Raw genomic sequence first — 26,897 nt, forward strand, 5'->3', positions numbered from 1 at the left:
ATCCAATGCTAATCAAAGTTTTCTGCCATGATGGTCTAGTGACTGCTTTTCGACGCCCCCTCATTGCCCTCGCAACATTCGCGCTGATCCTCGGCGCACTGTGGGTCAGCGACACCGCACTAGCCGCCCGCAGCGAGAAACGACTAGCTGACACCATCAAACCGCAGCTCGGGTTCAGCCCAGAAGTGTATATCGGCGGATTCCCCTTCACCGCCAACCTCTACACCCTCGAAGTACCCAACATGTACGTCTCTGTCACCGACGCACGCATCCCCCAATTCGGACTCGTGCGCACCCACACCGAGCTTAAAGACGTCACCATTAGCCGCCAGCAACTCCTCGACGGCAACTTCGACAACACCACCGCCGCACTGATGACCTCGCAGGTCAGCCTCGATGCAGTCAGCATCGGGAACGCTTTAAACATCCCCGATCTCGATATATCCCACCCCTACGACATCTCCCCCGCCGGGGGCAGCGCCTCCGAAGTCACACTCACAGGAACCCCCCGGGCGCTTGGGCAGCGCCTCTCCGTGCTCGCCGAGCTCCGCATCCGCGGACACCAGTTTTACATGCACCCCACCACAGTGCTCGATAGCGGCGATAACACCCTTAAAACCCACGACATTCTCAACGCATTTCGCTGGGATTTCAACACCAACACCCTCCCGCTGCCCAAACAAGCCACCTTCGTCGGCGCCAGCGGCGGCACCATCTACTTCCAAGCCGACGAACGCAACGTCACAGTACACACCCACGACCTCTACCCCACAACCACCCCCGGAAAACGCAGCGAGCACCCGCGCAAAAACACAGGTCACTTAGCGCACCAGCAGGGCACTAGATGCGAATATCGAAGAAACTTAAAATCAGTCGCACAATCGACTCCGGTGTCGCCGGCACCGGCTCAGTCGGACACAACACCTCAATCGCATCAGGCACAGCCCCCAAACGCACGCGATCGAACTCACCGGCATACTCCCCATCCACCTGGAAACGCAGCGGCTGGGCACAGACCAACTCCACCTCATGGGAATCATCAAACGTAAACGTGCGACTATGAATCCACCGCCGCAACGGGGAAATCAAATTCGCCCCCAACATCTGCAGCACCGCCAACACACCCACCACACCATCAACGCTGCGCAGTCCGAAAAGACTTAAGCCCACATCAAAAGAGTTGCGCGGATTCGTCACCACCGGCAACGGGCCAAGGAAAGTCCACGGATTCGTATTCGACGCCATCACAATCGGCAATCGCTTTTCACTCACCACCGCACCAGAGGGGTTTTTCGCATGCACCTGAATCGACGGCGGGTATTGACGCACCCTACGCCACGCCCGCCACGCCACACGCAAATAGCGCAACGGTGTGGCCGAAAACCCACGGCGGCGAGCCCGCTCCATATTCGCAATCACATCCGCGTCCAAACCAAAACCAGCATTGACCGCAAACCACTTCTCATCCCACGTACCCAAACCAATAGTGCGACGTAAATTCAATGCCAGCGTCGAGGCCAATACCTCAGCAGCCTGCACCGCTTCTGGCGGGAAACCCAACGCGCGAGCAAACACATTAGCCGACCCCGTTGGAATCACACCCACAGCAGGAATGCTGTGAGCATCCAACCCAGAACTGAGCAGCCCGTTGATCACTTCATTGACAGTTCCATCACCGCCCACCGCGATCACCACATCCCACTGCTTGCGAGTCAAGCCCTCACACATACGCCGAGCATGCCCCGCCTCATGAGTAAACTGCGCATGCAAGCGAAGCCCCGGCACAGACCGGAGCGTAGGAATCACCATGCGGAAAAGACCATCATGCTGGGTTGTGGAATTCGGGTTGGCAATAAGCAGGACTTTCACTTCACCCAGAATAACGCCCTTGAGCTGTTTTGGTAGTGTGTTTTTCTATGAGCGAAGAAAACCCGCAGATTTCCCTATCCGGTTCCGAAGCAGTCGACCGGGCCGCCGCCCAGTGGAAAGACGCCGCCCACCGCAACATTCCCGGTCTTGGCGATCTCCCCATCCCCGACGACACCGCCAACCTCCGCGAAGGCCCCAACCTGCACGACGGCTTGCTTGCCCTCCTCCCGCTGGTGGGAGTATGGCGCGGCACCGGCCAAGCCATCGACGCTGAAGGCAACCACTACAACTTCGGCCAACAGATCATCTTCGCCCACGACGGCGAAAACTACCTCAGCTACGAATCCAAAACCTGGAAACTCAACGCTGAGGGCGCCGTGGCAGGAATCGATCAGCGCGAATCCGGCTTCTGGCGCATTAGCTTGACCGATGAGATGGAAGCGGTGATTACTCACTCCAGTGGCGCTGTAGAAATCCTCTACGGTCAACCCATGAATGAACGTGCCTGGGAGCTGGAATCCGCCTCCACCATGGTCACCGCCACCGGCCCTGCACATTTGGGGCCTGGTAAGCGCCTGTATGGCTTGATGCCAAACAATAATCTTGGCTGGGTCGACGAGCGACTCGTTGATGGGGAGCTTCGCCCCCGCATGTCAGCTGAGCTTAGCCGCGTCGTTGGCTAAACTTTTCACCTTCAAGGACTGCTCAATAAGCTCCCTAATCTCAGATTCATTTTCTGGGGTAGGGAGCTTTGTGCCATCAATACTGGTAATGCGTGCCGCAATGCGCACACTGCTGATCAGCCACACACTATCGGCGCGGAAGAGATCCTCGAGGGTTAAATCCTTCTGTTTACAGCGCCACCCGAGGCTGGATGCATGCTCGAACAGTGCTTGCTGGGTGGTGCCGGTTAACAGTTGCCCGTTGCCCAGTGGGGTGCGAATCTTCGTCCCCTTGACGCTAATCAGGGTGGAGGTCGCGCCTTCTAGCACTGTGTCGCCGTCTGTGTAGAGCACATCGTCAAAACCGTGGGTTTTCGCCCAGCGCAGTGCTGCCATCGTCGCAGCATAGTTGAGTGTTTTCGCTCCTACTGTCAGCCAGGGTGTTTGCGCGTGTTGGTCGATGTGATAGCCCTTGGGGCTGGTCATCACTGCAACCCCGTGCTCGCGCTGGTGTAGTTGGGTGGGGCTAATTGTGTGCACCGATAGCCAGGCACTGGGGATCTGGGTGGATTCGCGCCCGCGGGTCAGTGTCCACTTCAGTGCGCCGTCGATAGGCTCGGCCCCAGCATTCGCCCATTGTTCCAGCCATACCTGCACAGCTTGATTGCTTGCCCGCTGCCAGTCTGCCTTGATGGGCAGTGGAAGATCCAACAGCTGTGCCGATGCGTAGAAACGCTCGAAGTGGCGATCGAAGTTGCTTAATTCACCCCCGCGCACCAGCAGGGTTTCGAAGATTCCGTCGCCGCGGGTGACTGCGGCATCGTCTGCGTACACCAAAGGCAGGTTGGGGTTATGGTCGCGGATGGAACCACCGAAAGGTTCGATGGCGTAGATGATGGGCGCCGGGGTGAATGCCATACTGCCTACTTTAATCGCTACGATGGGTCAGCATGATGGTTTCTCCGCTTCTTTCCCTTCCTGGCGCCGCCGAATTTTCCGCCGACGAGCAGTGCCCACAGCTGTATAAGAATGTGGCATGGCACTACGGCAATCCCCTTGTTGAGCAGCGCTATTTAGCTGATAAGGCTTTAGTCGATCGCTCAAATCGGACGGTGATTGCGATCAGGGGTGTTGATCGTGAAACGTTTCTGAATAATCTTTTATCTCAGCAGCTTCTCGAAGCCCCCACAGCCACCCAAGCACTGAATCTGGATGGTCAGGGGCGGGTGTTGCACCAGATGGATGTGTTCGCCTACGACCAGTGCCTGTTTTTGGACACCGTTGGGGGTATTGATCTTCTGGAGTACTTGCAGAAGATGATTTTTTGGTCGCAGGTGGAAGTAGAATTATCCGACTATCGCATTCTGAGCGTTTTCGGGGGCTATGAGGGCGAATTTCCCCACAGGTTAGCGCGGGGTTGGGTTGATGTGTTTGTCCCCGCTGATAGGCTGCTGGAGGAGTCTATGCGCCTGATGGAGGCTGGCTACCGTCCGGTAGGTTTGATGGCCTTTGAAGCATTGCGGGTGCAGTCCTGCCAACCGGAGGCGACACTAGACTTCGACCACAAATCCATTCCTCACGAGGCTCCTGTGCTCATTGGTCAGGCGGTGCATTTGAATAAGGGCTGCTATCGCGGGCAGGAAACTGTTGCGAGGGTAGAGAATTTAGGGCGCAGCCCACGGATTTTAGTCCGCGTGCATATTGATGGTTTCGCACCCACCCAGCCGCAACCTGGGGATGCGATTTCATCGGGCGGGCGCACCGTAGGCCGGATGGGCACGGTGGTGCATGATCTCGACTTCGGCCCGATTGGGTTGGCCTTGGTGAAACGTTCTGCTGTAAGTTCCACCCTCGCCGTTGGCGATGTGGCCTTAAGTGTGGACCCGGACAGTATTCCTTCGGAGAATACTGAGCAGGCGGGCAAAAAGGCGATTGAAAAATTACGCGGCCTCAACCCTTAAACGGGGGCAAAATTCTTTGTTTTTGCGCAGGTCAGCGCCCCAGTGCGACAAAACGGGTAAAAAACGGCTATTGTGTCTAACAGGAAAAACATATTTTGAAAGCCAATGGAGCACACCCCCACCCCTTCGGGTTGTGTGCTCCGCTTAGTACCAAGGGGGTCATGCCATGGGTCGCGGTCGCGCGAAGGCAAAGCAGACCAAGGTTGCACGCCAGCTGAAGTACAACACGCCAGATATGGATTTAGACTCGCTGCAGCGCGAGCTATCCGGCGGGAAATCTCAACCCAGCTACGAGGATGACTACTCCGAGTACGCTGAGTGGGATGAGGACGACAAGAAGTAGCCTCTTCCCGTTTTATACCCTTTACGCTTTACTTAGACCCAGATGCTTGTTTTCAACATCTGGGTTTTAGCACTGCCTACTATCCCCCATTTCTCTCGCGCGTAGCGACGCATGATAGGTGTGGGGGATTAAAAAATCCTGCCCCCTTTCCCTTCCGCTAGTGTGTGTTTTTGTCGTCACCATGCCTTGCTAGGCGGTGGGGAAAACAAACTGGTGGAATTGGAGGTGAGCAGGATTTTTTGTGCCTTTGAGTAGTTTTTAGTGCGCGCCGTTGAGAATAACCTTCTCATCCTCATCGCCTGCGGCACGCACGGTGCCCAGCTCCCAGGCGGTGATGTGGCGCGCGGTGAGCATGGCCAGGGCGCGGTCGCGATCCTGCGGTGCGACAACTGCAACCATGCCGACACCCATGTTGAAGGTCTTTTCCATTTCTTCCACTGGTACCTTGCCCACCTTCTGAATGAGGCGGAAGATTGGGCCTGGGGTCCAGGTGGCGCGGTCAAGTTCCGCAACGAGGCCGTCTGGGATCACGCGGGCAAGGTTGCCTGCCAAGCCGCCACCGGTGACGTGACAGAAGGTGTGCACTTCGCATTCATCGGCCAGTGCGAGGCAGTCCTTGGCGTAAATCTTGGTCGGTTCGAGCAGTTCTTCACCCAAGGTGCGCTCAAGGTCGTCGATGTAGCCATCAAGTGGCAGGCCTGCTTTTTCTAACAGGACGTGGCGGGCCAGTGAGTAGCCGTTGGAGTGCAGGCCAGACGATGCCATGGCGATAACGACGTCGCCTGCGCGCACTTTGTCGGGGCCGAGCAGTTCGTCAGCTTCAACAACACCAACAGCGGTGGCGGAGACATCGTAGTGGCCTGGTTCCATCACCCCGGGGTGCTCTGCGGTTTCGCCACCGAGCAGTGCGCAGCCTGCTTGGATGCAGCCTTCGGCGATGCCGGAGACAATTTCGGCAACATGCTCTGGCACTACCTTGCCGATAGCGATGTAGTCCTGCAGGAATAGTGGTTCAGCGCCGCATACCACGAGGTCATCAACGCACATAGCGACGAGGTCGATGCCAATGGTGTCGTGCTTGTTCATTGCTTGGGCGACGGCGAGTTTGGTGCCCACGCCATCGGAGCCTGCTGCCAGCAGTGGCTCGCGGTATTTGCCGAGTGCGAACAGTCCTGCGAATCCACCGAGTCCGCCACGAACTTCTGGGCGGGTTGCTTTCTTAGCAAGCGGTGCAAATAGTTCAACGGCTTTGTCGCCTGCTTCGATGTCGACGCCGGCTGCGGCGTAGCTCACGCCTTGGTCTTCCTGTGGCTGGTGCTCAAGATGATCAGACATTCGTGCTCTCTGGTCCTTTTGTGTATCGGTGAAAAGTGGGGTGGTTGTGCGGTTGAGCGTGTTCTTTGCTAGTCGACGCCGCCGCAAGATCCGCGTTGGAGTGCGGATACAAGTTCGGCGTTGGGGTTTCCTACTGGCAACCCCAGTGGGTAGACCCCGTCGAAGCATGCGCAGCAGAGCTCCTCGCGGGGTTGGTTGGTTGCTGCCACCATAGATTCGGTGGACACGTACCCAAGTGAGTCCGCCCCTAGGGCGGTGCACACGCTGGTCACCATTTCTTCCTCGTTGTCGCCGATGACAGCGTTGGCGATGAGTTCGCCAGGGGATGCGAAGTCGATGCCGTAGAAGCAGGGCCACTTCACTGGTGGGGATGCGATGCGCACATGCACTTCCGCAGCGCCAGCTTCGCGGAGCATGCGGATCAGTGCCCGTTGGGTGTTGCCGCGGACGATGGAATCATCGACGACTACGAGGCGTTTGCCTTGCAGTACCTCCCGCAGCGGGTTGAGCTTCAGGCGGATGCCGAGCTGACGCAGGGTTTGGGAGGGTTGGATGAAGGTACGGCCCACGTAGGCGTTTTTCACGAGCCCTTGGCCAAATGGGATTCCGGAAGCTTGGGCGTAGCCTACTGCTGCGGGCACTCCGGATTCGGGAACAGGGATCACAAGGTCGCCGTCGGCTGGGTACTCTTGTGCTAATCGACGCCCAATTTCGAGGCGGGATTCGTTGACGTTGCGGCCACGAATGGTGGAGTCGGGGCGGGCAAGGTAGACGTATTCAAAAACGCAGCCTTTGCGGCGGGTGTCGGCGAATCGTTCGGATCGCACACCGCTGGCATCGATGGAGACGAATTCACCGGGTTCGATTTCACGAACAAAGGATGCACCCACGATGTCGAGGGCGCAGGTTTCGCTGGCCACTACCCAGCCTTTTTCTAGTCGGCCCAAGCAGAGCGGGCGTACGCCTTCGGGGTCGCGGGCGGCGTAGAGGGTGTGACCATCGGTGATGGTCAAGCAAAAAGCACCCTTGATTCGTGGGAGGAGTTCCCGCGCAGAGTCGATAAGAGTTCTGCCTTCGGTGATGCCGCGGGCCAAAAGGGCTGTCATCACGTCGGAATCGGAGGGGTGCTTGTCTTTGTCTACGAGTTGAAGCTCGTGGGCTTCGTCTAATAGTTCGAGGTAATTAACCAGGTTGCCATTATGGGCCAATGCCACGTCAGTGCCCGAGGGGGCAACCCTAAACATGGGTTGGGAGTTTTCCCACGTAACCCCACCGGCGGTGGAATAGCGTGTGTGCCCGATCGCCACATCGCCGCTTAAGGACTCTAGGGTTTGCTCATCGAAGATTTGAGAAACAAGACCGAGATCTTTGTACACCACCACTTGCTCGCCATCACCAACGGCGATACCGGCGGCTTCTTGCCCCCGGTGCTGCAAGGCGAAAAGACCGAAATAGGCGAGTTTAGAAACTTCTTCGCCCGGTGCCCAAACACCGAACACGCCGCATTCTTCGCGTGGAGCTTGCTCTGCTAGATCATCAAATGCATTCAAAGGCTGCTCGTAATGTGCCACTTAACTGATCGTAGTCGATAGTGGCAAAAATCCACTATTAACCCCTGCCTTACACGCTCCACATGGGCAACCATCGACCTATTTCACCTGCACGAATACCCGAAAGTGCGATTCGTGGGTTCTCACCCACTTTCTCCAACCCCACGGCTACTCTTAGCCATGTACGCGAATCCATTTCCACTACATTCGGTGGTGTCCCCCGCGTATGTGCGGGCCCTTCAACGCATTGGATTGCGGCAAATGGTGGGACGCGCACTTCCACACTGGCACCTGGGGCGCGTTCTTCTAGCGTGTGCAGCGTTGCGCGCACGGCTTCCGCAATTGTTGCTCGCGGCGGTGTGGGGGCGTCGTCACGCGTAATCCATTCTGCGACTGCAGCGAGTGCGGCGGCAGGATCGTGCTTCTTTTTAGCCATAGTTTCATCTTAAGCGCTACTGTTTAGCCTATGACTACTCGTTCCCCTGAAGTTACCTTGCGCTTTATGGCAGCCCCCACCGACATCATCATGGCAGGCAATCATGGTGTGAATGGTGGACGCGTATTGGAGTGGATCGACAAAGCCGCATATGCCTGCGCTGTTGGCTGGTCTGGGACGTATTGCGTGACCGCATACGTTGGCCATATCCACTTCACCCGCCCCATCCCTTCTGGGCATATGGTTGAAGTGCGTTCCCGCATTGCTATGACTGGCCGCAGTTCGATGCACATCATTAATGAAGTGTTGTCCGCCGACCCTCGTGAGGGTGTGTTCACGCGCGCCTGTGACTGCTTGGTGATTTTCGTGGCGAAAGACCGCGACACTGGGCAGCCGGTGGCGGTTCCCCCCTTCGAGCCGCGTAGCGAGGAGGAGCAGCGGGTGCGCGATGCTGCGACCTCGCGCATCGGGTTGCGCAAAGCGATCGAGATGGAGATGGAAAAGCAAACCTATGTTGGTCCTTCTGATGCGCCGCGTTTGATCACGCGTTTCCTGGCGAAGCCCACCGATGTGAACTGGGGTGGCAAGGTGCACGGCGGTACTGCCATGGAGTGGATTGATGAGGCGGGTGCTGCGTGCACGATGGAGTGGTCGGGTGAGCACACTGTTGCCGTGTATGCAGGTGGTATTCGCTTCTATCGCCCAATCCAGATTGGCGATTTGATTGAGGTTGATGCCCGGCTGATGCGTACCGACGCCCGCTCAATGCAGATGAGTATCCATGTGCGATCCGGCGCACCACGTGGGGGTCGGGAACAGCTGGAGACAGCGATTCATGCAACGGTAACCTATGTGGGTGTGGATATTGATGGCATGCCACTACCTGCCCGCCAGTTCCGCCCCCAAACCCCGGAAGATATCCGCCTTGCGGAACACGCAGCTACATTGCGTGAGCTGCGTGCCGCTTATGCGCCAAAGCCGTTATTTGCCCGACCATCAGTGGAGCCCCGCGATTAGACTCCTGCCCGCACTTTCAGGCCACAGGGGAAAGCATCTCCGGCTGTGGCCTGAAAAATTCTACCTAGGAGCTGTGGTAGCGCAATAAGAAGAGTGCCTCTGCAATGGCGATTTTTTCAATCTCTTTCGGGTTGACTGATTCATCAACGGAGTGGATGGTACACAGGGGTTCTTCGATGCCGAAAATGGCAACTTCAGCCTGTGGGTGTGCATCTTGCAGTTCCACACACAAAGGAATGGTTGCGCCCATTCCAATATGGGTGGTGGGCACCCCATAGGCTTGAGTGAGGCATTCGGACAGCGCAGTCATGCCCGGCTTGCTTGGATCTGTGTCAAAACCCCGGTTAATATCATCGATTTCCACTTCCACGCGTGATCCCCACGGGGTGTGGGCTTTGATATGCTCAGCTACCTTGTGTGCCACCTCAGTGGGATCTAAAACCGGCGGAACTCGCAGGTCCAGAACAGCCTTGGCTGTAGGGTTAATCACGTTGAAGGCCTGCTCTACTGGGGTTGCGCTAATGCCAGTGACTGCAAAGGAACACTGAGCCCACACCGCATCAGCAATTGCTGCCGGATCGGTGGTGATCTGTGCGCCAGGCAGCAGTTGGGCGTCAGTGACGAATTGCTCCGGCGGGTACGGTGCACCTGGCCATGGTGGGGTGGAGAGTCCTTCAACCTGCAGTCGCCCGGTCCCGTCCTGCAAAGAGCTGAGAACGCTCATCAACGCGAGCACCGCATCGGGTGCTGCCCCACCGTACATGCCTGAATGCACGGGGGCTTCCAACGTAGAAACAGTGACTTTCAGTCGGGCATTGCCCCGCAAAGATACGGTCAGTGAGGGTTGTCCAACGCAAGCGTTTCCGGCATCGGCGATCAAAATCATGTCGGCTGTGAAAAGCTCTGGTTTCTTTCGGATCAGTTCCGAAAGTCCCGCACCGCCGGATTCTTCCGACCCTTCCACCACCACAACAAGACCCACATCCGTTCCGCCTGCGGCGGCCACGGCACGCAATGCCGCTAGGTGCATGATCAGGTTGCCTTTGCAATCCGCTGTGCCCCTGCCGTACCAGCGGCCGTTGCGTTCGGTCAGGTGCAGTGGGTGCGAAGTCCAGGCCTGAACATCCCCAACTGGCACCACATCATAGTGGGAGTACAGCAATACTGTGGGGGCACCTGGTTGGGCATCGCGTGTGCCAATGACCACGGTCGAACCGTCGGCGGTGACAATGGGGTTGACCTTAAGGCCTGCTTCTGCCAGTGCCTTTTCCACCCATTTTGCTGCGGCGTCCATCTCGCTTTCAAGCTCTGGTTTACCGAAGACTGAGTGAAAACCGACGAGCTCTTTCAACTGTTGGAAGATGCGCTCTCGATCGTTTTCAATGCTGCGGCTGACACAATCGAGTTGTTGAGAATCCTGCATTTTAGCTCCTGCCTTATCGAACATCAACGAACTTTCGCACCACCCAGCGTGAGACTGCCAGCAGTGCTATACCGAGGACGATGGAGACGATTCCTAGGTTGAGGAAGAAGGATCGTTCCACACCTGCATCTTCGGGGTTGTAGTAGTTGGCCAGGGAACCAGCTAGTGCCACGCCCATTGCAACCGCCATCTGCCAGACTGCCATCATTCGGGTGGGGAATGCCACTGGCGACACTTTTGTGGTCACGGAGTTACCCACAGGGGACAGCAGCAGTTCGGCGATGGTGAACAGGAAGAGAATCCACACGATTGCCACCATTGGGGTGGAATTGGCTGCCCCACCGGCGAATGGAATGAAGAAGAACAGGGAGATACCGATGATGATGTTGGCCACGCCGAATTTCACAGGGGTGGACCATTGCCGATTGCCGAGTTTCAGCCACATTGCACTAAACACACCGGCCAGCAACACAATGAAGATTGGGTTAATTGCTTGAATCAGTGATGGTGGAACTTCAACGCCGAACACGACTCGATCGAGGCGGAAATCGGAGTAGATGGCCAGCACCGTGTACTGCTGATCAAAGATGGCAAAGAACAAAACTCCGGAAATGAACAGGGGGATAAAGCCCAGAAGTCGGGACTTTTCTTTCTCCGATACCAGTGAGGAGAAGTACATTTGGCACCACAAAACAACAGCGGCGACAAAGGCAACAGCGGTCACAATATTCGACAGCCAATCAACCTTGATAATGCCAGTGGACACCAGCACCACGAACAAGGCCACTACTGCGAGGAAACCGAGCCCGACAACAACGCGCTGGTTTTTGGGCAGGGGGTTAGGCACTTCCGATCCGATGGTGCCAAACGAGCTTTTTCGGGTGTACACATATTGTGCGAGTCCGAAGAACATGCCCACTGCCGCGATACCGAAGCCGGCGTGGAATCCCCACAGGTGCCAGAGGTAGGTGGTCATCAACGGGCCACCGATAGCACCGATATTGATACCCATGTAGTAGATGCTGAATCCACCATCGCGGCGGGGATCTTGCCTGCTATAAAGCATTCCGAGCAATACTTGGGAGCAGGTTTTCACGCCACCTGAACCGATGGCAATCAGGATGAAGCCTACTCCGAGACCTGCAACGCCGGGGATGAAGGCCAAAGCGATGTGGCCGATCATTACGAGGATAGCTGCGTAAAACAATGTGCGTTCGGGGCCGAGAACTTTATCGCTAATGAAGGCTGCGATAATGCAGGCAACATATACAGATCCGCCGTAGGCGCCAACAATGGAGGCTGCTATGGTCTTATCAATTCCCAAACCACCATCGGTGACGGCATAGTACATGTAGAACAGTACGATGCCTTGCATTCCGTAGAAGCTAAAGCGCTCCCACATCTCTACGCCGAAGAGGTTGGCCAACCCCCACGGATGCCCAAAGAATGTCCGCTTCGTGGGAAGCTGCGGGGCGTCGTCATACTCAATTTTCTGTGTGTCTTGGCCCATAAGACGTATTATGTGTGTCCTAGGCCACTTAGGCAATCGGTTTTACGCAATTCTTTGGATATTTTTGGGTTCAAAGTTTTATCACTAACTGCATCTCAACTTTTCCTCATAATTTGCGGTTTTATTTGCCAAATAAACCCCATGGGGCATGCGTGTTCATAACAATTCCCTTGCCCCACGCCTTATCTCAGCCCCTCGCTTCTACCTGAAAAAATTTAAAGCCGATACCCCAACACAAGTGGAGTACCGGCAATTATGTGCGTGCGCGTGGATTTTCTCACGCTTTAGGCCACTAGCATCCAAATGGCCACCATGTGAACGACCGCTGCGATAACGGTTGCTGCATGAAAGTGCTCATGGTAGCCCGCAAGTCGGGCATTGCGACCCGGCCAGCGCAGTGCATAAAAGATCGCACCGAGGGAGTAGACAATTCCACCTGCGGCGAGCAGCCACACCACGGCTTGACCGGCATGATCAACGATCGCAGGAATGAGGGGGACTACTGCCCAGCCTAGGATTAGGTAGGTTACGACGTCGAGCACGCGGGGATGGGGGAAGAATGTCAGCCCTACGCTTAAGATCACGGCCACCCAGATCGCGATCAGAATCCAGTGTCCGCGCAGTGTGATCACCGCGATTGGGGTGTAGGTTGCTGCGATAAAAAGGGCGATGGTGGCGTGGTCGGCGGCACGCCAGGCCTTTACCGCTTTCTGCGAGAGCCACGGCCCGCGGTGGTAGGCGGCGGAGATGCCAAACAGTGCGACGACACCGACTGCGTAGACGGTCACGGCAAGCCCGGATTGCCAGTCTTGATGTATCCAGGTAAAGGTGATCAGCACTGTGCCCGCGATGGTGGCGAGATAGGCTGCGATGAGGTGGTAGAGTCCGCGTGCTTTGGGCCTGGGGCCGCGGTCGAGTCGCCATATGGTTTTTTGAATGAGAGTGTCGCCTGCAGTTGTGTCGCTCGACATAGCTGTGCACCTTTTACTGTGTGGAAAGAAAAATCTCACCCTATCCTACGCTTGCGTAGGATTTTTACGGTTCTTCTGCCCGGAATTCCCCGATCAGCAGGATTAAGCCCACGCTGGCCACAGCAAGGGTGTAGCCGTGCCATAGCACCATTGTCCACCCCACAGGTTGGAGCGTATCGACGCCGGGGCGAAGCGCGCTTACATGGTGGGAGTAGATGATCGCGGCGACGAAGGAGATGATGGAAATGACCACGAAAAATTCCCCGAGTGAATCTTTCATTCTTCTCCCACTCCCTTCATGCACGTGGCGATCTCTTGATGCGGATCTTGAGGAATGTGTTTCTACTATCCACCCTAAAAGCTAGGCTGCAGATTCGTCATTGTTGTTTTGCTCACAAAATCTAGCTTTGGTGCTTTTTTCGTCGCATACTGCTGCTAAGGGCACTTTTACCTAATAGCAGGGCCCTTAACTTTTACAGCTGTAAGAAAGTGTGGTGTCGGATTATGGAAACGATTCCTAGCTACCGCATCCGGTGGGGTTTGGTATGGGCTTCGGTGAGTCTCGGGTGGATTTTAGGCAGTTTCTTCAGCCGCTTCTTCCGCCTACTTGTCTTTGAACGCCACCCTGTTGGCATGGCCGTATCGGAAGGTTGGTCTAATCTGTGGGCTAATGGGCTTCCGACTGTGGTGATGTTTAGCGTCATCTTCGCCTGTGCGTGGTTGATTGCGCGCCTTAAAAAGCAGAAAGAAAAAGAGCAACCCACGCGAACATAAGAGGCGACTTGCCCTGATTGCACAATGCTGTTGTTGTAAATACTGCACAACACTAGCTCCACTCAACCCCCATTCACGCCACTGCCAGGTCAAGTCTGGCCGTGGCGTGCGGTTGTACCTGCTGGTCACAGCGATATTGAATAAATTGAATAGCGCCTTAATATTGAACAAATTGAATAGCCTTAGTTAGGATTGGGCCTATGAGCATCCCCAATCCTTTCACTCCAACTTTTGGTCTTACACCCGCCGTGCCTGTGGGACGCGAGGGGGTGATTCAGGCTTTTGACGATGCGTTGCGCGCGGGTCCAGGTGCGCCTGCACGGGCACTATTTTTGGTTGGAACCCGTGGCGTGGGCAAAACAGTCGTGCTCAATGAGTTAGAAGACGCCGCCCACAAACAAGGGTGGGTCACCATTTCAGAAACAGCATTGGCGGGGATAGTAGACCGAATCGTCTATGAACACGCGCCACGAGTTCTCCGCACCATCGATGATTCTTTGAGCAGGCGAAAAATTACTGGGATAAGCGCTGCGGGCTTGGGTGGGATTACCACGGAAGTATCCGACAAGCATGAACACCGACCAGGGCTGCGCAGCGTTCTCAACGACATTACTGATATTCTGCAGAAGAAAAATTCCGGCATTCTTGTGACAATCGACGAAGTTCATCTCGATTCTGCTTCGGAATTAGCGGCTATTGCTACTGCTATTCAACATTTGTTTCGCGAAGGCCGAAATATTGCTGTTGTGTTTGCTGGACTTCCAGAAAATGTGGACAAATTACTTCAACATCCTGGCGTCACATTCTTGCGTCGCGCCGTGCGTGTTGATTTAGGTGCCGTTACACCGGAAGATGTTCGGCTAGGCCTGTACAAACCTGTCACCGATGTCGATCGGCAATGGGACAGCGCCGCTTTAGATAGTGCCGTTATGGCAACGCGAGGTTTCCCTTTTCTGATTCAGCTGGTGGGTTACTATAGCTGGGTGCGGTTGTCTAAGTCAGCTCGACAACAGATTGAAAAGGATCATGTTGTATGGGCGGTTGAGCAAGCGCAACGTGATTTAGCTCGGCTTGTGATCGAGCCAGTGCTCAAAGATTTACCACAATTGGAATATAATTTTCTTGTGGCTTTGTCGGTGGGGTCTGGGCCACAACGAACTCGTGACATTGCCGAAGAATTAGGTAAAGGATCTGACACCGTTTCACATTATGGGCGCAAATTGATAGCGAAGCATCTTGTTTATTCACCTCAACACGGATTCTATGATTACACCATCCCGGGAATGCGAGAATACTTTTCGCAATTCGATCATCAGAATACTGGTCCGTATTTCTGGTAAAAATATCCGAAAAATTATGGGCATTCGGGTTCTCATGTGGCACACACTCGTTCCTAGACCGTGATCAATACATCCCATAAAACCCCCCGATGAACAATCTAGGCTGGGACGTTGTTTTCCATGCCACACCCGCCGCTCAAAAATTCCCGGAATTATCACGCGCGATTGGGGCACAAATCCACAACTGCTAGGAGTGGCTAAGAGCAAAAATAGTACAGCTACGCCGAAGAAGAACCGTTGATAGCTTTTGCTATCCCCTTGATCATGCTCAGGATTCCTTTCGCCTCCAAGGAGGCTTTGTTTTCACAATTATTCCCGTGGCTGCATGACAAAGATACGTCATCACACCTAGGGTTATTGTGCTGTGAAATGACACCCGGGATGAGCATCAATTTTCCAATTGTGGCAATAGTGGAAATTCCGAAGTCATCGCATATGTTCAGCCCGCATCCGTAACCACTGGTGTTCTTTGATGGGAATAATTGTTCTTTCTGCAGTGTTGTGATGAATGTCTTTACAGTCAAGATTTTTCATTTCTAGGAAAGGTCACAGCATGAAGAAAGCGTTAAAAATCCTCCTTCCACTTGGGGTGGTTGTGCTCGCAATTGCACTGGTGGTGTTTAAGCCATGGCTTTTGTTCATTGATAAACAGGTCAATGATGAAATCCCCTCCTTTGCTGCGCCTTCATCCCAGGTAGCCGGAATGACCACCCAAGACACGCACCAAGGGCAGGCACCTAGTGAGCAATCGCCCACTGCCCCTGTTCTTGTGGCGCAAGGCGATTTTATTTCCCATGAACACACCACCACGGGGCGTGCGCTAGTATTCCAGCTCCCCAATGGGAATTACCAGCTGGCGCTAGAAAATCTCAGCACGTCGAACGGCCCCGATGTGAAGGTGTGGTTCTCCCAAGGACCCGTGGTTGAAGGTGTTGCTGGATGGACTACTGCAGCTGATCATCCGCACCTGTCGTTGGGCGATATTAAGGGCAATATTGGCAATCAGGTTTACGATTTGCCGGAAGATTTCGACCCAAGCCAGTGGCCCACCGTTGATCTTTGGTGCGAACAATTCGGTGTGAGCTTCGGGGCGGCTGCGCTTAATCCTGCTTAAATTTTAAACTGGGCGCCGATTACCAGGGGGAACGTGTTTTCCTGTGGCTGAACCTGGGGTGGTGTTTGTGTTCGGTGCCCAGCCTTCTACGTTGCTAAAACTTTCCATATCCCACTGCGTGCAGTAGTAGTTGTATTCTTCGCCTGTTTTACGTTCATAGGCGTCGGCGGCAACGTAGAGCAGGTGTTCAAATTCCAAGTCTTGGGGCATATGCTGTGGATTGGCCAGAACTTTCGTGTAATATTTCTCGCCGTTAGCCACGACAACGCAGCGAGTATAAAGGAAATCATCAGCGGAAATATAGTCGTCACCGTTGTCGGGGTTCGCTTCGCCAAGGTAGGTATAGCGGGCATGTTCCCGGGTGTCGAGGTTAAACAACAGGCGGCTGAGGTGGTCGGTGAATGCGTTGATGTCGTCGATGGTCTTGCCAGCAAGCGTTTCGACGGCGGGGGCAACCACCGCTTCATCGTCGCCGCTGTGCTCCCAATCAAAAGATTCGATGAGTTCCCAGAATTCCGTTTCCGTCATGGCGCGCACCCTTTCGTTGCTTGTGTGTTAGTACCTTCTCAAACATAGCAACCTCAGCGCACAAATCAACCGTGTTTTTAGCACATATTTTCGTAATGTTTAGCGGTGTGCCACATGCACCACTCCCCCGGCGGCCACACGTCCTTTACAGCACAATTCCCCGTGCCCTTATGCTTGAAGGATCACGGGGAATCGCACACAGAAACGTGAAGAATTACTCCACCACGGAGTTTGCGCCAACAGCATGACCGAATAATTCCGGCAGGGTGTTGGTCCAGGCGTCGGAAAGCTCAGCAAGTGGAACTGCGATCTCCAGATCACCGTGACGGATCACAAAATCACCGCAGTCGCAGGTCACACCGATTTTCACGCACGCAATGCCAAGCTCGGCAGCGCGCTGCTGCACAGCCACACCATTCTGGGTGGCCACAATCGCGCGCGACGCAGACTCAGAGAACAATGCGGTAAACGCATCCTCGTGCACGCTGTCAAGATCAAGCTGAACGCAGGTGCCAGCCTGAATTGCCATCTCAGCTACAGCTGCACCCAACCCACCCTCAGACAGGTCATGAGCTGCGGTGACCAGTTCAGGAGCTTGGAAAAATTCCATCAGCTTCTCTTCGTTGGCCAAATCAATCGCCGGTGGCATGCCGTTGAGCCCAGCACCGGAAATCTGCTGCCAGATCGAACCGCCGAACTCATCAAAAGTTTCGCCCAGCACATACAGCTCTTCCGCGCCGTCGACGGTGCCAAGCTTGTTGCCAATGCTCTTGGTCACATCATCGTGGACGCCCAGCACGCCGACCACGGGGGTTGGCAAGATAGGCTCGTCGCCGGTCTGGTTGTAGAAGGAGACGTTGCCGCCGGAAACTGGGATGCCCAGTTCCTTACAGCCATCCGCAAGACCGTGGACGGACTCGCGGAACTGCCACATCACATCAGGGTTCTCTGGGGAACCGTAGTTCAGGCAGTTGGTGACAGCCACGGGGCGTGCACCGGTGACTGCAACGTTGCGGTAGGCCTCCGCCAGTGCCAGGCGTGCGCCGGTGTTGGGGTCAAGCTTGGTGTAGCGGCCGGAAGCATCCGCAGATACGGACACGCCACGGTTGGTGGTTTCGTCGATGCGCAGCACACCGGCGTCAGCATTCTTTGCCTGAACGGTGTTGCCGCGCACGTAGCGGTCGTACTGTTCGGTGATGAATGCGCGCGAGCACAGTGCTGGGGAGGAGATCATCTTCAGCAGTGCGTCCTTGATGCCTTCAGCGGTTGCTGGCTTTTCGACGCCGGTGAACACCTGCAGCTCATCCTGCCAGGTAGGGCGTGCGAATGGGCGGTTGTACACAGGGCCTTCGTGGGCGATGGTGTGCGCAGGTGCGTCCACCACTACTTCGCCGCGGTGGCGGATGATCAGGTGCTTGCCGTTTGTCACTTCGCCGATTTCTGCACAAGGAACATCCCAGTGGGCGCAGATTTCTTTGAAGCGCTCAACGTCCTCAGGGCGCACGATGGCGCACATGCGCTCCTGGGATTCGGAGCAAAGGATTTCCGCGGCACGCATGTTTTCCGCGCGCAGTGGAACGTTGTCGAGGTTGATCTCCATGCCGCCGTCGCCAGCAGCTGCCAGCTCGGAGGTTGCGCAGGAAAGGCCGGCGCCACCGAGGTCCTGAATGCCCACAACCACGCCTGCTTTGTACAGGTCGAGGCAGCATTCGATGAGAACCTTTTCAGCGAATGGGTCGCCCACCTGAACAGCTGGGAGTTTGCGCTCTGCGCCTTCTTCGAAGGTGTCGGAGGCGAGAACGGACACGCCTCCAATGCCATCGAGGCCGGTGCGGGAACCAAAAAGCATCACCTTGTTGCCAAGGCCGGAGGCGAAGGCCAGTTTGAGGTCTTCCACCTTCAAGGTGCCCACGCACAGGGCGTTGACCAGTGGGTTGCCTGCGTAGGATTCGTCGAAGATGGTTTCGCCACCAATGTTGGGCAAACCAAGGCAGTTGCCGTAGTGGGAAATGCCGGAGACAACACCTGGAAGCACGCGGGAGGTATCAGCGGCGTCGGCTGCACCGAAGCGCAGCTGGTCCATCACGGCGATGGGGCGTGCGCCCATGGCCATGATGTCGCGTACGATACCGCCGATGCCGGTGGCGGCACCTTGGTGTGGCTCAACGTAGGAGGGGTGGTTGTGGGATTCCACGCGGAAGGTGACGGCGTTGCCGTCGCCGATGTCGACAACACCGGCGTTTTCGCCGATGCCTGCCAAGATTTTGGAGCCCATTTCTTCGGTGGTGGTTTCCCCGAAGTAGCGCAGGTGCACCTTGGAGGACTTGTAGGAGCAGTGCTCCGACCACATCACCGAGTACATGGCCAGTTCGGCGTCGGTGGGGCGACGGCCCAGAATCTCTTTGATTCGTGCGTATTCGTCGTCTTTCAACCCGAGTGATGCGTAGGGCTGTTCGAGGTCAGGGTTCGCGATAGCTGCCTCAACGGTGTCATTGAAAGTTGTCATGTTTTTCAGCAGATCTCTCTTAAGCAGCGATGGTGCCAACAGCGGATAGGAACAGCTGAAGCCCATCAACAGATGGGCCAGTCAGGGTTTCAACAGCATGCTCAGGGTGTGGCATCAAGCCCACAACACGGCCGGTTTCGTTGGTGATACCGGCGATAGCGTTGATGGAACCGTTGAAATTATCGGTATAGCGGAACACCACGCGGCCTTCATCTTCGAGCATCTTGACTGTTTCAGCAGATGCTTGGAATCGGCCTTCACCGTGCTTCGCGGGCACAAGGATCTTCTGCCCCACCTCAAGGGTGTTGGTCCATGCAGTGGTGTTATTTTCAACCACCAGGTGGGTGTCCACACAGTGGAAGTGCAATCCCTGGTTGCGGGTGAGTGCACCGGGGAGAAGTTTAGCTTCGGTCAGGATCTGGAAGCCGTTACAAATACCAAGCACTGGCATTCCTTTACCAGCCGCCTCAATGACGGAGCGCATGACAGGAGCCAGTGCTGAGATTGCGCCGGTGCGCAGGTAGTCGCCGTAGGAGAATCCGCCAGGGACGACAACTGCGTCAATGCCCTTGAGATCTGGGTCGGCGTGCCAGAGGCTTACTGCTTCGGCACCGGCGTATCGGACTGCGCGTGCTGCGTCGACGTCGTCAAGCGTGCCGGGGAAAGTGATTACACCAATTTTTGCGCTCATTATTGTTTAGCCTCGACAACAACCTCGAAATCTTCAATAACGGTGTTGGCGAGCAAGGTTTGCGCAACCTTTTCGATCTGCTCGTGGGTGACGGTCTCATCGACCTCGATCTCGAATCGCTTGCCTTGGCGGACATCGGCGACGCCTTCTACGCCGATTCGACCAAGCGCACGCACCACGGCCTGACCTTGTGGGTCTAGAATTTCGGCCTTGGGCATAACATTCACAACTACACGGGCCACGTTGGGAGCTCCTCAAACAAACATGTGGACGTTTCATGCGGGGGTGCATCCTCCGGACCACATGGTGTCAGAGGCACACCACCTGTGAGAAAGCATACCTTGTAGGGGGCAGTTTTTATTTATCACCCAGAAACCATGCCCCAAGCTGTGGATTCCTAGAGCGGCAGATGCTGCTCAAAAAGGTCAATAATCGGCATTTCATCCGGTTCCATGCCAGGGGCAAAACGACCGATCACTTCCCCCGAGGGGGAGACAAGGAATTTCTCAAAATTCCATTCAATATCGGGCCCCTCACCCTTCAAAAATTCATAGAGGGGGTGCTGGTTGGGGCCGTTGACATCACACTTTTTCAGCACGGGGAATGTCACGCCGTGTTGCTCACTGTAGGTGCAGGCGATCTGCTTGTCTGTTCCAGGCTCTTCGTCGGCGAACTGGTTGCAGGGCACACCGATCACGAACAGGCCGCGTGGGGCGTAGTCGTCGAAAAGCTCTTGCAGTGTCTCAAGTTGCGGGGTGTAGCCGCAGCGGGAGGCGGTGTTGACGATCAGCAGCAGGTGGCCTTCCCACGCCCCCATCGTGGTGTCGGTGCCGTCGTTGAGGGTTACGGGGATGTCATAAATACTCATGCTTTCCCACCCTAATATTTAAGCGAGGTATAGCGCGCCCTTTTTTGCTTGTCGACGTCGTCTTCTCCCCCTTTGTTGCCCCTTGAGAGTACTAAAAGCCACCTACACAGTGTGCAGGTGGCCCTCAGATTTTCTTCTTCCAGTTTTTAGCTACGGCGACCGCGTGCGACCAACAATCCGCCGATTACCACGGCGATAACTGCGATCAGCAGTGCCAAAGCCACGGATCCAACACCGGTATTTGCCAACTGTGCCGCTTGGGTTGGTGGCATTACCTGTGCAGGTTCCTTTGCTACACCTTTCGTTGCAGCAGGCGCAGGTGTTACAGCAGCAGGGCTTGCCTCAACAGCCGGTGCTGTGAACTCGGCTTTCAATGGGGCTGCCTGTGCTTGCTGTGCTGCCAGGCCGGCACCGACAAGCACTGCGCCACCCAAGACCACAGCACCGATGATCAGACCCGCGTTGCCTTCAGCTGAGCCGAAGATATTACGGCTAATGGTGACGGTTTGGGATTTGTCGTTGATGTCTTTGTGCTCAGCTACGAGTTCGCCTTCGGCGTTATACGCCTCCTCGAAGACCACCAAGGTTTTGCCTTCGTATCCTTCTGGGACGGTGAACTTCACGTCAACGGTGCCGTCGGAGCTTTCCGGGGTGAACTTCACTTCAGATTTAATCCCGGTTTCGATGGCTTCGCCGTTTTCGCCACGTTCCATCAGCCAGCCCTTGACGGTGTATTCGCGGCCGATGAACAGCCCGTTGTATTTCACTTTGTCGATGATCTCACCACCGGTGTGGGGCAGGCGTGCGTCGCCGCCGTTGGCTACGGTTTTCAAGGTGCCGTCAATGCCTTCCCATTCGGCGGTCATGTCGGCAGAATCGCTGATCTTTTTGCTGTGAGTGACGATCACAGTTTGGCCATGCTTGCCACCCTTGTGGGTGACAATAATTGCCCCGTTGATGGAGTCGGCGTGGGCGGTGGCACGCACCTTCACGTTGCCCTTCTTTTCAGTGATCTTTAGATAGAAGGTGGAGCCGTTCTTCAAAGTTGCAGCGTCGATAGCCTCACCTTGTTCGGTCACGAAGTGAGCGTTCTCGGAGCTGATCGTAAACGCATCGGTATTAGACACCACGGTGTAGGGGCCAACAACGCCACGTTCCTTATTCACTGTGGCTGCGGTGGTGTCGAAGGTTACCTTCACGCTGTGGTTGGTGGATTCTGGTCGCCCCTCATTCGCAGGGCCCAACAGGTAGTCATACAGTGCACGTTCGGCTGCATATTCTTCTGCGGTCGGCAGGTTCGGTCGCCCGCCTTGATCTGCTGGTCGATAGAAGCCACCATATTTAAAGTGTGGTTCTGCCAAGGTCCAAATAGCTGCCTGGGTTTGGGCGATCGCGCTGCGTACGCTCAGTGCGCTGGGGCTGACCCCAATGGCAGCGGCCAAGGTGGCGGTATCAACCGTGGGATAGCTGTTAGCAACAATCCAGTTGATCTTTTCGCGGGTAGCTTTATCGTGCTTGAAATTATTATTACCGGGGAATTTGTCCCAGCTTTCGAAGGTGGATTGACCATCGAGGAAGATTTCGACATAGGGTTCCACGCAGTAGCTGAGGCGAATTTCACCGGAATCAATGCCAAACAGTCGGGTCCTAAATGCGGTGGAGTCGTCATTGATAAGGATCGAGTGACCTTCAAGATCATCACTCGTGGTGATCCGGACTTGCTCCCCAAGGCTTTGGGCATGTGCGTGGCCGGGAACTGTCAGGCCCACGAATGCCAGCATGAGGGCGGAAAGAATCGCCACCCATGCGCGGGTGCAGTGCTTAGTTAGGTTCATGCATTCACAACTTTTCTCAAAACGGCGGCAACGCCACCTGTGACTGGAAGCGAAAAAGGGGTGCATGAAAAAACCTCGTGGTTATCGTAACAATACCGAGGATGTTGTTTAGGTTTTTCCTAACCCCTTCGATAGTTGAAGATAACACTTTCTCCAGCAGCAACGAAGCAGTTTCTCACACTATGTGACGCCACAACCATTTAGAAAAGGCGAGGTCAGATAGGCAAACCAAAGACCAATTGCGCACAATGATTTCCTGCTCATTAATGCCACACCCAACATATATACAACACTTATATTTTTCCTACCCAGTAGCGAATGAAACTCACACACCCCCTTGCGAAATACCCCAACACCACAACACACTCAACCCATGGGCCACAACCCCGAAGTAAGCAGCATAATAGCCAGAAACGCAGGAGAATCTTCAGTAGCGAAATCTGCAAAAATATCCCATTGCACCCAAGGGCAATGCATTACAACTCCGTAATGGACAAATCAAAGAAAACGTATCTACCTAATTCACTTCTTAGAAAAAGAAAATAATCCTTATGCAACAACTAGGGTTCTTACTTTACCCACATTTAGGGGGATTCGATACTTAACCTAGGCTTATCTCAGCCGAGGTGGAGCCAAAGCCCGCCCACTCAAACACCCCCAAAACTCCCACTCACCCCAACGCACACTGCACCGATAGGCACAGCTTTCTACTCTGAAGGCGTATACCTTCGGCCGAAAATCCCCTCCCCTCCCCCACGTGGAGAATACCCACCCAACATGAGTGCCTATCAATACCGCATGATTGATTCAAAATTAATAGTTAGAGTTTCAGCACGACGGCTAGAAATCGACCTGCGGTTTTACAGGTAGCACCTGCTCTATCTCTAACTAATAATTTCCTTAGCCGCTTTATTTCCTCCAAAACCACCATCAGACATCGGAACTGACACAGCTGAGCACAAGAAAACACCCACCGAACTTATAGCCTGCTCGGTGGGTGTGTGAACGTACAAGATTTTACTCAGTAATGCCGGTAGCTTGGTTGATCAGCCACGCGTATTCGAAGGCTGCTTGACGCCACGATTCGTAGCGGCCAGAAACACCGCCGTGGCCGGCAACCATCTCAGTCTTGAGCAGGAACTGCCCGCCGGTTGCGGTATCGCGGAGTTTGGCCACCCACTTCGCAGGCTCCACGTAGTACACGCGGGTGTCATTCAAGCTGGTGGTTGCCAGGATGTTGGGGTAGTTTTTCGCCTCCACATTCTCATAGGGCGAATAGGAAGCCATGTATTCATAGACTTCCTTACTGTCGATGGGGTTGCCCCACTCTTCCCATTCCCCGGCAGTGAGTGGAAGTTCGGGCTTCAAAATGGTGGTCAGCGGGTCCACGAAAGGCACATCGGCTTCAATCGCCTTGAACTTCTCTGGTGCCATGTTGGCCACTGCACCCATGAGAAGACCACCGGCGGAACCGCCATTAGCCACGAGCATTTCTGGGGCGGTGATTCCTTCAGCAATGAGCGCGTCAGCCACGTCGATGAAATCGGTGAAGGTATTGCGCTTGCACAGCATTTTGCCGTTGTCGTACCACGCGCGACCCATTTCGCCACCGCCACGCACGTGAGCAAGGGCGAAAATCATGCCACGGTCAAGAAGCGACAGCCGCAACACGGAGAACCCTGGTTCCATGGATGCCTCGTAGGAACCATAGGCGTAGAGCATGGTTGGTTTCGGGCTGCTGGTGTCGAGATCTGCACGGTGCACAATCGACACAGGGATTAACGTCCCATCCTGGGCGCGCACCCACATGCGGCGGGAGGTGTAGTGTTCGCGATCGTAACCGCCCAGTACTTCCTGCTCTTTGAGCAGCGTGAATTCGCCGGTGGCAACCGTGTAGTCGAAGAGTTGGGAGGGGGTGGTGAAGCTGGTGTAGCTAATACGTACCACTGGCGCATCCCACGCGGGGTTGCCACCAACACCGACGGAGTATATTTCTTCGTCGAAGCAGAGTTCTTCAAATGCGCCGAATCCCTCGTCGCCCAAGCGCATCACTGCGGCCCGCCCGATTGCGCCTTCGCGGTAGCCAACAAAGATGAAGTCGCGGTAGCAGTCCACGCCGTCGAGACGCACATCCTCGCGGTGTGGCAGCAGCGGGTTGAGGTCGTCTAAGTTGAGTTCGGCGTCGATAGGCGACCAGCCCATGGCGAAGTTGGGGCCGTGCGCATTGTGGATGACGACCCAGCAGTCTTGGCCGCCAACTTCGGCGTGATCAAGGTCGTATTCCACGCCCTGGGTGCGTGGGAGGATGCAGCGGAACTCGCCTTCCGGATCGGTGGTTTCCAGCATCCATGCTTCAGAGGTGGTGCGCGATCCTACACCGATGATGAGGTATTTTTTGCTGCGCACTCCGCCGATGCCGACGTTGAAGCGCTCGTCGGGTTCGTAGAATACGCGCACGTCCTCGTGTGCTGGGGTGCCTACTTTGTGTCGCCAGACGGAATCGGCGCGCCAGGCATCATCGACGCGGGTATAGAACACGTACTCGTCACCCACCCAGGTGGCACCGTAGTGGATGTTCTCGATGACATCATCGAGCAGCTCGCCGGTTTCTAAGTCTTTGATGCGTAGCGTGAAGCGTTCGTCGCCGGCAACGTCGGTGGAGTAGGCAAGGTAGCGGCCGGAGCGGGTGACGCTGGATGCGCCGAGCTGGAAGTAGTCGTGGCCTTCTGCCAGCGCGTTGAGATCCAGCATGATCTCCTCGCCTTCCACTTCCCCAGTTTCGGGAATAACTGGTGGAACCCACGCATCCTGCCCCTCAGCAACAGGCACGCGGCAGGAAATGCCGTAGCTTTTTCCTTCAATAGTGCGGGAGTAGTACCAGTAGTTTTCCATCCGCTGGGGGATGGACATGTCTGTTTCTTTCACGCGGGATTTAATTTCGTGGAAAATGTTTTCCCGCAGTGTTTCCAGCTGCTGTGTTTGCTGCTGTGTGTAGGCGTTTTCTGCTTCGAGGTAGCTTATGGTTTCGGGGGATTCTTTATCGCGCAACCATTCGTAGTTATCCACGAAGTCATATCCGTGGAAGCTGCGGGTGATTGGCTTTTTCTGTGCAATTGGGGGTTGTGTAGTCACAAGGTTGGATATTACCGTGCGTGTTTATGGAAGCAAACGAAACACCCGCAGACTTTGTGTGTGCCTGGGGGGTGTTTACTGAAAGAATGGGGGATGCGTTAGACGCAGCAGCCGATCCATTCGTTGAATTTTGCGCCTGTGATGCGTTCGAATGCTTCGACGTAGCGTTCGCGGGTTGCTTCTACTACTGAGCCTGGCAGTGCTGGTGGTGCTACTGGGGAGTCGAGGTCCCAGCCGGATTTTGGTCCGGTGAGCCAGTTGCGCACGTATTGCTTGTCGAAGCTGGGCTGGACTTGTCCTTCCTTGTAGCCGTCGGCTGGCCAGTAGCGGGAGGAGTCGGGGGTGAGAACTTCGTCGGCAAGAACGAGGTTGCCTTCTTCGTCAAGGCCGAATTCGAACTTGGTGTCTGCCAGAATCAGGCCTTTTTCACGTGCATGCGCTGCTGCTTCTGAGTAGATGCGGATGCTGGCTTCGCGCAGTTCGTTGGCGCGGGCTTCGCCAAGCTTTTCGACGACCCGGTCGAAGGACACATTTTCGTCATGGTCACCAATATCCGCCTTGGTGGCGGGGGTGAATATTGGTTCTGGCAGCTTGGAGGATTCGACGAGTCCTTCGGGCAGTTCGATGCCGCATACGGTACCGGTTTCTTGATATTCCTTGAGCCCGGAGCCGGTGAGGTAGCCGCGGACGACGCATTCGAAAGGCATCATTTTGAGTTTCTTGCACACCATTGCTCGCCCGAGGACTTCTTCGGGGATGCGTTCGTCGTCGATATCGCCCGCGAGGTGGTTGGGGAAGTCAATGTTGTTGAAGAAGAACATGCTCATCGCCGTGAGGACTCGTCCCTTGTCGGGGATTTCGGTGTCTAGGATGTGGTCGTAGGCCGAAATGCGGTCGGAAACAACCATCAGCAGGGTGTTGTCATCGATCTCGTAGATCTCACGAACCTTACCTGCGGAGATGTGCTTGTACTGGGAGAGTTCAGGACGCATAAAGAGAAATAGTAGACTCTTTTAAATCCTTCGGCTACTT

At 55.4% G+C, this 26,897-nt stretch carries 24 protein-coding genes and 1 pseudogene; 8 read left to right on the top strand and 17 right to left on the bottom strand.

The features are described from left to right. Window positions 1-5: 5 nt before the first annotated feature. Window positions 6-704 (top strand): annotated as a pseudogene (locus CFELI_RS10955) (LmeA family phospholipid-binding protein); the annotation flags it as partial. A gap of 136 nt (window positions 705-840) precedes the next feature. On the opposite strand, the gene CFELI_RS10960 reads toward CFELI_RS10955, so the two are convergent. Next, complete coding sequence (locus CFELI_RS10960; RefSeq protein WP_277105339.1) at window positions 841-1,869, bottom strand: diacylglycerol/lipid kinase family protein; 1,029 nt, start codon at window positions 1,867-1,869, stop codon at window positions 841-843. Between the two features lie 47 nt (window positions 1,870-1,916). Between CFELI_RS10960 and CFELI_RS10965 the strand changes: the two genes are divergently transcribed. Next, window positions 1,917-2,552, top strand: coding sequence for a heme-binding beta-barrel domain-containing protein (locus CFELI_RS10965; protein WP_277105338.1), 636 nt, complete (start codon window positions 1,917-1,919; stop codon window positions 2,550-2,552). On the opposite strand, the gene CFELI_RS10970 is transcribed toward CFELI_RS10965, so the two are convergent. After that, window positions 2,523-3,449 (bottom strand): aminodeoxychorismate lyase, encoded by a 927-nt coding sequence (locus CFELI_RS10970; RefSeq protein WP_277105337.1) that lies wholly within the window; start codon window positions 3,447-3,449, stop codon window positions 2,523-2,525. The genes CFELI_RS10965 and CFELI_RS10970 overlap by 30 nt on opposite strands. Window positions 3,450-3,481: 32 nt before the next feature. Here CFELI_RS10970 and ygfZ point away from each other — a divergent pair, with 32 nt between their 5' ends. Beyond that, complete coding sequence (gene ygfZ, locus CFELI_RS10975) at window positions 3,482-4,492, top strand: CAF17-like 4Fe-4S cluster assembly/insertion protein YgfZ (RefSeq protein ID WP_277105336.1); 1,011 nt, start codon at window positions 3,482-3,484, stop codon at window positions 4,490-4,492. A 166-nt stretch (window positions 4,493-4,658) separates the two neighbouring features. After that, the gene (locus CFELI_RS10980) at window positions 4,659-4,835 is read left to right on the top strand and encodes a DUF3073 domain-containing protein (protein WP_277105335.1); all 177 of its coding nucleotides are present in this window, start codon (window positions 4,659-4,661) and stop codon (window positions 4,833-4,835) included. Between the two features lie 258 nt (window positions 4,836-5,093). On the opposite strand, the gene purM is transcribed toward CFELI_RS10980, so the two are convergent. From purM to CFELI_RS10995, 3 genes are all read right to left on the bottom strand, one after another. Next, entirely contained in the window at window positions 5,094-6,170 is a 1,077-nt protein-coding gene (gene purM, locus CFELI_RS10985; RefSeq protein WP_277105334.1) for a phosphoribosylformylglycinamidine cyclo-ligase, read from the bottom strand. Window positions 6,171-6,238: 68 nt separating this feature from the next. Beyond that, on the bottom strand, window positions 6,239-7,741 hold the full coding sequence (gene purF / locus CFELI_RS10990; protein WP_277105333.1) for an amidophosphoribosyltransferase: 1,503 nt from the start codon (window positions 7,739-7,741) through the stop codon (window positions 6,239-6,241). A 49-nt stretch (window positions 7,742-7,790) separates the two neighbouring features. After that, window positions 7,791-8,156, bottom strand: a complete 366-nt coding sequence (locus CFELI_RS10995) for a sterol carrier family protein (protein ID WP_277105332.1) — start codon at window positions 8,154-8,156, stop codon at window positions 7,791-7,793. A gap of 30 nt (window positions 8,157-8,186) precedes the next feature. On the opposite strand from CFELI_RS10995, the gene CFELI_RS11000 reads away from it, so the two are divergent. Further along, on the top strand, window positions 8,187-9,173 hold the full coding sequence (locus CFELI_RS11000; protein ID WP_277105331.1) for an acyl-CoA thioesterase: 987 nt from the start codon (window positions 8,187-8,189) through the stop codon (window positions 9,171-9,173). Between the two features lie 64 nt (window positions 9,174-9,237). Here CFELI_RS11000 and CFELI_RS11005 read toward each other — a convergent pair whose 3' ends face one another. The 4 genes from CFELI_RS11005 to CFELI_RS11020 all read right to left on the bottom strand — a co-directional run bounded on the left by CFELI_RS11005 (window position 9,238) and on the right by CFELI_RS11020 (window position 13,357). Next, entirely contained in the window at window positions 9,238-10,596 is a 1,359-nt protein-coding gene (locus CFELI_RS11005; RefSeq protein ID WP_277105330.1) for a M20/M25/M40 family metallo-hydrolase, read from the bottom strand. A gap of 13 nt (window positions 10,597-10,609) precedes the next feature. Then, window positions 10,610-12,106 (bottom strand): peptide MFS transporter, encoded by a 1,497-nt coding sequence (locus CFELI_RS11010; RefSeq protein WP_277105329.1) that lies wholly within the window; start codon window positions 12,104-12,106, stop codon window positions 10,610-10,612. A 284-nt stretch (window positions 12,107-12,390) separates the two neighbouring features. Then, window positions 12,391-13,077 carry a PAQR family membrane homeostasis protein TrhA gene (gene trhA, locus CFELI_RS11015; RefSeq protein ID WP_277105328.1) on the bottom strand — a complete coding sequence of 229 codons (687 nt, stop codon included), beginning with the start codon at window positions 13,075-13,077 and terminating at the stop codon, window positions 12,391-12,393. A 64-nt stretch (window positions 13,078-13,141) separates the two neighbouring features. Then, window positions 13,142-13,357 carry a hypothetical protein gene (locus CFELI_RS11020; protein WP_277105327.1) on the bottom strand — a complete coding sequence of 72 codons (216 nt, stop codon included), beginning with the start codon at window positions 13,355-13,357 and terminating at the stop codon, window positions 13,142-13,144. A 224-nt stretch (window positions 13,358-13,581) separates the two neighbouring features. Between CFELI_RS11020 and CFELI_RS11025 the strand changes: the two genes are divergently transcribed. From CFELI_RS11025 to CFELI_RS11035, 3 genes are all read left to right on the top strand, one after another. After that, a complete protein-coding gene (locus tag CFELI_RS11025; RefSeq protein ID WP_277105326.1) occupies window positions 13,582-13,851 on the top strand; it encodes a hypothetical protein in 270 nt (89 codons plus the stop codon). 200 nt (window positions 13,852-14,051) lie between these two features. Next, a complete protein-coding gene (locus tag CFELI_RS11030; RefSeq protein ID WP_277105325.1) occupies window positions 14,052-15,191 on the top strand; it encodes an ATP-binding protein in 1,140 nt (379 codons plus the stop codon). A 553-nt stretch (window positions 15,192-15,744) separates the two neighbouring features. Continuing rightward, entirely contained in the window at window positions 15,745-16,305 is a 561-nt protein-coding gene (locus CFELI_RS11035) for a DM13 domain-containing protein (protein WP_277105324.1), read from the top strand. A gap of 3 nt (window positions 16,306-16,308) precedes the next feature. On the opposite strand, the gene CFELI_RS11040 is transcribed toward CFELI_RS11035, so the two are convergent. From CFELI_RS11040 to CFELI_RS11075, 8 genes are all read right to left on the bottom strand, one after another. Further along, complete coding sequence (locus CFELI_RS11040; protein WP_277105323.1) at window positions 16,309-16,833, bottom strand: DUF4240 domain-containing protein; 525 nt, start codon at window positions 16,831-16,833, stop codon at window positions 16,309-16,311. Window positions 16,834-17,047: 214 nt separating this feature from the next. Next, on the bottom strand, window positions 17,048-19,339 hold the full coding sequence (gene purL / locus CFELI_RS11045; protein ID WP_277105322.1) for a phosphoribosylformylglycinamidine synthase subunit PurL: 2,292 nt from the start codon (window positions 19,337-19,339) through the stop codon (window positions 17,048-17,050). A 19-nt stretch (window positions 19,340-19,358) separates the two neighbouring features. Beyond that, window positions 19,359-20,030 (bottom strand): phosphoribosylformylglycinamidine synthase subunit PurQ, encoded by a 672-nt coding sequence (purQ, locus tag CFELI_RS11050; protein WP_277105321.1) that lies wholly within the window; start codon window positions 20,028-20,030, stop codon window positions 19,359-19,361. Beyond that, window positions 20,030-20,272, bottom strand: a complete 243-nt coding sequence (purS, locus tag CFELI_RS11055; RefSeq protein WP_277105320.1) for a phosphoribosylformylglycinamidine synthase subunit PurS — start codon at window positions 20,270-20,272, stop codon at window positions 20,030-20,032. The genes purQ and purS overlap by 1 nt, the downstream gene beginning before the upstream one ends. Before the next feature lie 155 nt (window positions 20,273-20,427). Next, a complete protein-coding gene (locus tag CFELI_RS11060; protein ID WP_277105319.1) occupies window positions 20,428-20,898 on the bottom strand; it encodes a glutathione peroxidase in 471 nt (156 codons plus the stop codon). A 146-nt stretch (window positions 20,899-21,044) separates the two neighbouring features. Further along, entirely contained in the window at window positions 21,045-22,733 is a 1,689-nt protein-coding gene (locus CFELI_RS11065) for a VaFE repeat-containing surface-anchored protein (protein WP_277105318.1), read from the bottom strand. A gap of 1,017 nt (window positions 22,734-23,750) precedes the next feature. Beyond that, complete coding sequence (locus tag CFELI_RS11070) at window positions 23,751-25,877, bottom strand: S9 family peptidase (RefSeq protein ID WP_374724746.1); 2,127 nt, start codon at window positions 25,875-25,877, stop codon at window positions 23,751-23,753. A gap of 86 nt (window positions 25,878-25,963) precedes the next feature. After that, window positions 25,964-26,857: a phosphoribosylaminoimidazolesuccinocarboxamide synthase gene (locus CFELI_RS11075; protein WP_277105316.1), complete on the bottom strand. Its 894-nt coding sequence runs from the start codon at window positions 26,855-26,857 to the stop codon at window positions 25,964-25,966. Window positions 26,858-26,897 lie beyond the last annotated feature (40 nt).

It is taken from the genome of Corynebacterium felinum (assembly GCF_030408755.1).
GTDB classification, from domain to species: Bacteria; Actinomycetota; Actinomycetes; order Mycobacteriales; family Mycobacteriaceae; genus Corynebacterium; species Corynebacterium felinum.

Bases quoted from the DNA above. Each gene is read 5' to 3' on its own strand.
- CFELI_RS10965 (WP_277105338.1), top strand. From the start codon at position 1,917: ATGAGCGAAGAAAACCCGCAGATTTCCCTATCCGGTTCCGAAGCAGTC.
- CFELI_RS10970 (WP_277105337.1), bottom strand. From the start codon at position 3,449: ATGGCATTCACCCCGGCGCCCATCATCTACGCCATCGAACCTTTCGGT.
- ygfZ (WP_277105336.1), top strand. From the start codon at position 3,482: ATGATGGTTTCTCCGCTTCTTTCCCTTCCTGGCGCCGCCGAATTTTCC.
- CFELI_RS10980 (WP_277105335.1), top strand. From the start codon at position 4,659: ATGGGTCGCGGTCGCGCGAAGGCAAAGCAGACCAAGGTTGCACGCCAG.
- purM (WP_277105334.1), bottom strand. From the start codon at position 6,170: ATGTCTGATCATCTTGAGCACCAGCCACAGGAAGACCAAGGCGTGAGC.
- CFELI_RS10995 (WP_277105332.1), bottom strand. From the start codon at position 8,156: ATGGCTAAAAAGAAGCACGATCCTGCCGCCGCACTCGCTGCAGTCGCA.
- CFELI_RS11000 (WP_277105331.1), top strand. From the start codon at position 8,187: ATGACTACTCGTTCCCCTGAAGTTACCTTGCGCTTTATGGCAGCCCCC.
- CFELI_RS11005 (WP_277105330.1), bottom strand. From the start codon at position 10,596: ATGCAGGATTCTCAACAACTCGATTGTGTCAGCCGCAGCATTGAAAAC.
- CFELI_RS11010 (WP_277105329.1), bottom strand. From the start codon at position 12,106: ATGGGCCAAGACACACAGAAAATTGAGTATGACGACGCCCCGCAGCTT.
- trhA (WP_277105328.1), bottom strand. From the start codon at position 13,077: ATGTCGAGCGACACAACTGCAGGCGACACTCTCATTCAAAAAACCATA.
- CFELI_RS11020 (WP_277105327.1), bottom strand. From the start codon at position 13,357: ATGAAAGATTCACTCGGGGAATTTTTCGTGGTCATTTCCATCATCTCC.
- CFELI_RS11025 (WP_277105326.1), top strand. From the start codon at position 13,582: ATGGAAACGATTCCTAGCTACCGCATCCGGTGGGGTTTGGTATGGGCT.
- CFELI_RS11030 (WP_277105325.1), top strand. From the start codon at position 14,052: ATGAGCATCCCCAATCCTTTCACTCCAACTTTTGGTCTTACACCCGCC.
- CFELI_RS11035 (WP_277105324.1), top strand. From the start codon at position 15,745: ATGAAGAAAGCGTTAAAAATCCTCCTTCCACTTGGGGTGGTTGTGCTC.
- CFELI_RS11040 (WP_277105323.1), bottom strand. From the start codon at position 16,833: ATGACGGAAACGGAATTCTGGGAACTCATCGAATCTTTTGATTGGGAG.
- purL (WP_277105322.1), bottom strand. From the start codon at position 19,339: ATGACAACTTTCAATGACACCGTTGAGGCAGCTATCGCGAACCCTGAC.
- purQ (WP_277105321.1), bottom strand. From the start codon at position 20,030: ATGAGCGCAAAAATTGGTGTAATCACTTTCCCCGGCACGCTTGACGAC.
- CFELI_RS11060 (WP_277105319.1), bottom strand. From the start codon at position 20,898: ATGAGTATTTATGACATCCCCGTAACCCTCAACGACGGCACCGACACC.
- CFELI_RS11065 (WP_277105318.1), bottom strand. From the start codon at position 22,733: ATGAACCTAACTAAGCACTGCACCCGCGCATGGGTGGCGATTCTTTCC.
- CFELI_RS11075 (WP_277105316.1), bottom strand. From the start codon at position 26,857: ATGCGTCCTGAACTCTCCCAGTACAAGCACATCTCCGCAGGTAAGGTT.